The sequence below is a fragment of the Meridianimarinicoccus zhengii genome, from assembly GCF_003254465.1.
Classification (GTDB): domain Bacteria; phylum Pseudomonadota; class Alphaproteobacteria; order Rhodobacterales; family Rhodobacteraceae; genus Meridianimarinicoccus; species Meridianimarinicoccus zhengii.
This window is the reverse complement of record NZ_QDFI01000145.1, coordinates 1-3,718: the sequence shown is the minus strand read 5'-3', so window position 1 is coordinate 3,718 and position 3,718 is coordinate 1. Positions and strand designations below refer to the sequence as shown.

4 protein-coding genes are annotated in these 3,718 nt (G+C 60.9%); all 4 read right to left on the bottom strand.

Features of this window, described 5'->3' with window-relative positions; genetic code table 11:
* Positions 1-38: 38 nt before the first annotated feature.
* Positions 39-1,634 carry an amidase gene (locus DDE13_RS22020; protein ID WP_111406343.1) on the bottom strand — a complete coding sequence of 532 codons (1,596 nt, stop codon included), beginning with the start codon at positions 1,632-1,634 and terminating at the stop codon, positions 39-41.
* Positions 1,631-1,834, bottom strand: a complete 204-nt coding sequence (locus tag DDE13_RS23125; RefSeq protein ID WP_162631181.1) for a hypothetical protein — start codon at positions 1,832-1,834, stop codon at positions 1,631-1,633. Before DDE13_RS23125 ends, DDE13_RS22020 begins: the two co-directional genes overlap by 4 nt.
* A gap of 54 nt (positions 1,835-1,888) precedes the next feature.
* A complete protein-coding gene (locus DDE13_RS22015) occupies positions 1,889-3,433 on the bottom strand; it encodes a tripartite tricarboxylate transporter permease (protein ID WP_111406342.1) in 1,545 nt (514 codons plus the stop codon).
* A gap of 19 nt (positions 3,434-3,452) precedes the next feature.
* A partial coding sequence (locus tag DDE13_RS22010) for a hypothetical protein (protein ID WP_162631180.1) occupies positions 3,453-3,718 on the bottom strand: 266 nt, incomplete at its 5' end.

The window sequence follows — 3,718 nt, the reverse complement described above, 5'->3', positions numbered from 1 at the left end:
GGCCGCGATCCGGCGCCGCACCCAGTCTTTGACATCGGTCAGCTTGCCGCGTCCCGGATTGCCCTGCGGCTTTGGCGCAAGCGCGCCAGTCTCGCGCTTGAGCCGCACCATGTCATTGACGAACTTGATGGAAACACACAGGCGCCGCGCCGCCTCGGTGTGCGTGCTGCCTTGCTCAACAAGCAAAACCGCCCGTTCACGTAACTCAACAGGATGCGGCTTACCCATACCTGACCCCCATATCTGCCTCCAGAACAGGGAATCACGGGATGATCGAAATGGGAATCCAGAATCCGATCAGGGGCGACACGCTCTAGCGGTAGATGCCGGGCGTCGAACCCCATGGGGATACTGAAGGCCGGCAACCCGAGAAAGTTGAAGAGCCGCGTGCGATAGGTCATCTTTCGCACCAGGTCGAGCACGCCAGTCGGCTCTTCGGGATTGGACTCGTCGCGCCGAGGCGCGCTGAACGGCAGGGTCGGGGCGCAAACGACATCACATTTCGAGAATACGCTGTCCACGAAGCGCTGCGTGATACCCGTTCGCACGGAGAGCGCCTCAAGGTAGCGGGTCGCGGGAATGGCGAGGCCGGCCTCGATCCGCGAGCGCACGTGATCTCCGTACCGTTCGGGTGTATCGGTCAGCCATTTGCGATGGATTGTCGCCGCCTCGGATTTCGAGATCACGTCGTTGAGCTTCGAAAGCCCGTTCGGGTCCGGAAGATCGACGTCCACGCGCACGCATCCGAGGCCGCAGAGCACCTCCAGCGCTGCCTCGAAGGCGGCGATCACATCCGGCGCGGCATCTTCGACAAAACCGCGTTTCGGCACGCCGATGCGAATGCCCTTTGGAACCGCGCCCAGCCCGTCCACGTAATCTGGAACATCACTGAACCACGATGTCGCATCGCCAGCATTGACGCCTGCGATGGCTTGGAGAATGGCAGCGGAATCCGCCACTCTCCGGGTCAGCGGGCCGATATGGTCGAGTGACCAGGACCGCGGCATGGCGCCGTGGCGCGACACGAGTCCATAGGTCGGCTTCACTCCGACGACACCGCAACACGCGGCGGGAATGCGTACCGATCCGCCGGTATCGGACCCGAGTGCCCCGAAAACGATCCCGGCGGCCACGGCGGCACCCGACCCGCTGGAGGATCCACCGGATACATGGGCCGTGTTCCACGGATTTCGGCAATCGCCGAAATGGACATTATGGCCCGTCGGTCCCCCGGCGAACTCGGACAGGTTCAGCCATCCGATGGAGATCGCCCCGGCGGCGTCAAGACGGGCGATCAGATTTGACGTGAACTCCGCACGAAAGTCGCGGCGAATGTCGGAACCACAAGACGTTATCTCGCCCGCGCGATAGAACATGTCCTTGTGGGCGAGCGGAATACCGTGGAGCACGCCACGATAGCGGCCCGCTGCAATCTCACCATCTGCCCGTTCCGCCGCCTGCATCGCGGCTTCGGTGTCGATCCGGATGAAGGCGTTGATGTCAGGCTGGAGCGCCTCGGCACGCGCAAGGGAAGCAGCGGTCACATCCTGCACGGAGACCTCGCGTGACCGGATGCGTTCCGCAGTTTCGATCAGCGATGAACCGAGCACATTTCCGGCCCCCGCGCCGGTCATGCCTTAACCCCCTTGCCGTTGGCGACATAGCCGTGAAAATGCAGCGGCTCGCAATCGAAATGCATGAGTTCCGAAAACTCATCCACCGCGTCCAGCAGGTTCGTGACCTCCGCGGCAATTTCCCGCGACCGGTCCGCGTTGAAATCAATACCCTGCGTCGCCCGCAACATGTTCTGGATTGTCTGCTCTCTGATTTTCATTTCATGCCTCTCTCATGACGGCCTGCGACTCTGAATACCTTGCCAGCATGATCTTCATTCCAGTTTCGACACGTCTTCCTTGATCTTGTTGAGACGCGAGTTCATCTTTCCACGGATAGAGAAATAGAGCAGGACGGCCACGATCGAGGCGAGGAATATCGCAAGCCCGGACCCGAGCAGCGCATTCGTCCAGTCGCCCCTGTTGATCAGCAGGGCGCGGCGGAAATCGGCCTCGGCCATCGGGATCACGACGAAGGTGATGATCAGCGGCGCAACCGGAATTCGGAAGAACAGCATCGCGAAACCCAGGAAACCGAAGAACAGCATCACCACGACATCATAGACATTCTGCTGATAGGCGTAGGTTCCGATTACCGACATCAACATGATCGTCGGCACTAGAATCGTCCGCGGAAGCTGGCCAAGTCGCGCATACAGGAACGCAAATATCCGCCCGATTCCAAGATTCACGAAATTGGCAAGCAGGAGAATGATGAACAGTGCGTAGATGATCTCTGGGAAGACCTGGAACATCCGGGCGGAGGGCGTTGCCCCCTGCATGATCAACGCGCCCCCGATCAGGGCGGCGGTCGTGCTGCCGGGAATACCGAATGCAAGAAGCGGAATCAGCGTTGGACCGACGGTCGCGTTGTTTCCAGCCTCTGAAGCCGCAATTCCTTCCAGTCGTCCGGTACCGATCTTCTTCTCGGGCGAATACCGGACGGCAATGCTGTAGGACAGGAAAGAGGCGACCAGCGCGCCGAGTCCGGGCAGCATGCCGACAAAGGTGCCGACACCGATCCCGATGCCCATCTCGCGCCAGCAGGACAGGTATTCCCGGAACGAAAGACCCTCCTGGCTTTTCCCGAACATGCCCTTGACAGCTATGGCCTGGGACTCGTCCGTGGTTTTGGTGGCGATGTGCTTGGCCCATTCCTCCAACATGGCCGCCATCGCGAAGAGCCCGATTATGAGCGGCACAAGCCCGACGCCGCCCTGAAGCCACCACAGACCGAAGGTGTTGCGCTCCGCGTTGCTGATCGGGTCATTGCCGATGGTGCCGACGAACAGTCCGATCCCGGCGCTCAGCAGCCCTTTGGCGAAGTGGCTTCCGCTCAGCGAACCGATGAGGACGATGGCGATCATCATCAGCCAGACGCGTTCGCTCGGCCCAAAGGACAGCGCAACGATGGCGACGAGCGGCGCGATGATGATGGTCGCGATGTCGCTGGCCACATCCGCCGTAACGGAAGCGTAAAGGGCCATCAGCATCGCTTTCCGGCCCTTGCCTTGCTTCATCATCTTGTAGCCGTCGTAGACGGTGGGCGCGGAATCCGGTGTGCCCGGCGTGGCGAACGTGATCGCGGATATCGCGCCGCCGTAGATCGCACCCTTGTACAATCCGATGATCAATCCAAGCGCGGGCGCCGTGGACATGGTAAAGGTCAGCGGCAGGATCAATGCGATCCCACTCGTCGACGAAAGTCCGGGAATGGCGCCGATGCCGACGCCAACGGTAACACCGACCGCCATCCAGAACAGTGTCTCGACGGTGAAGACCATCGCCACTGCCTGCTCGAACGCGACCAGGTCGATCATTGCGGTCTCCAATTCCGGCTCAAGACCAGAGTCCCCCCATGGGCAGCACGATCCCGATGGCGCGGAACAGGACGAAAACCACGATGACGCAGGTCGCGCTGATGGCGGCGATTGTCCGCCAGTTGTCGATACCGGCCACCCGCAGCAGTAAACTCATGTAGATGAAAGCAGCGGGGAAGTACCCGATTTGCAGAACGGCAAGGGTGCAAAGATACCAGCCAAGCAGTTCAGGCTGAACAAACTTCTGGCTGGCCGCTCTGACGATTGCCGCGACAGTTTTCAGCC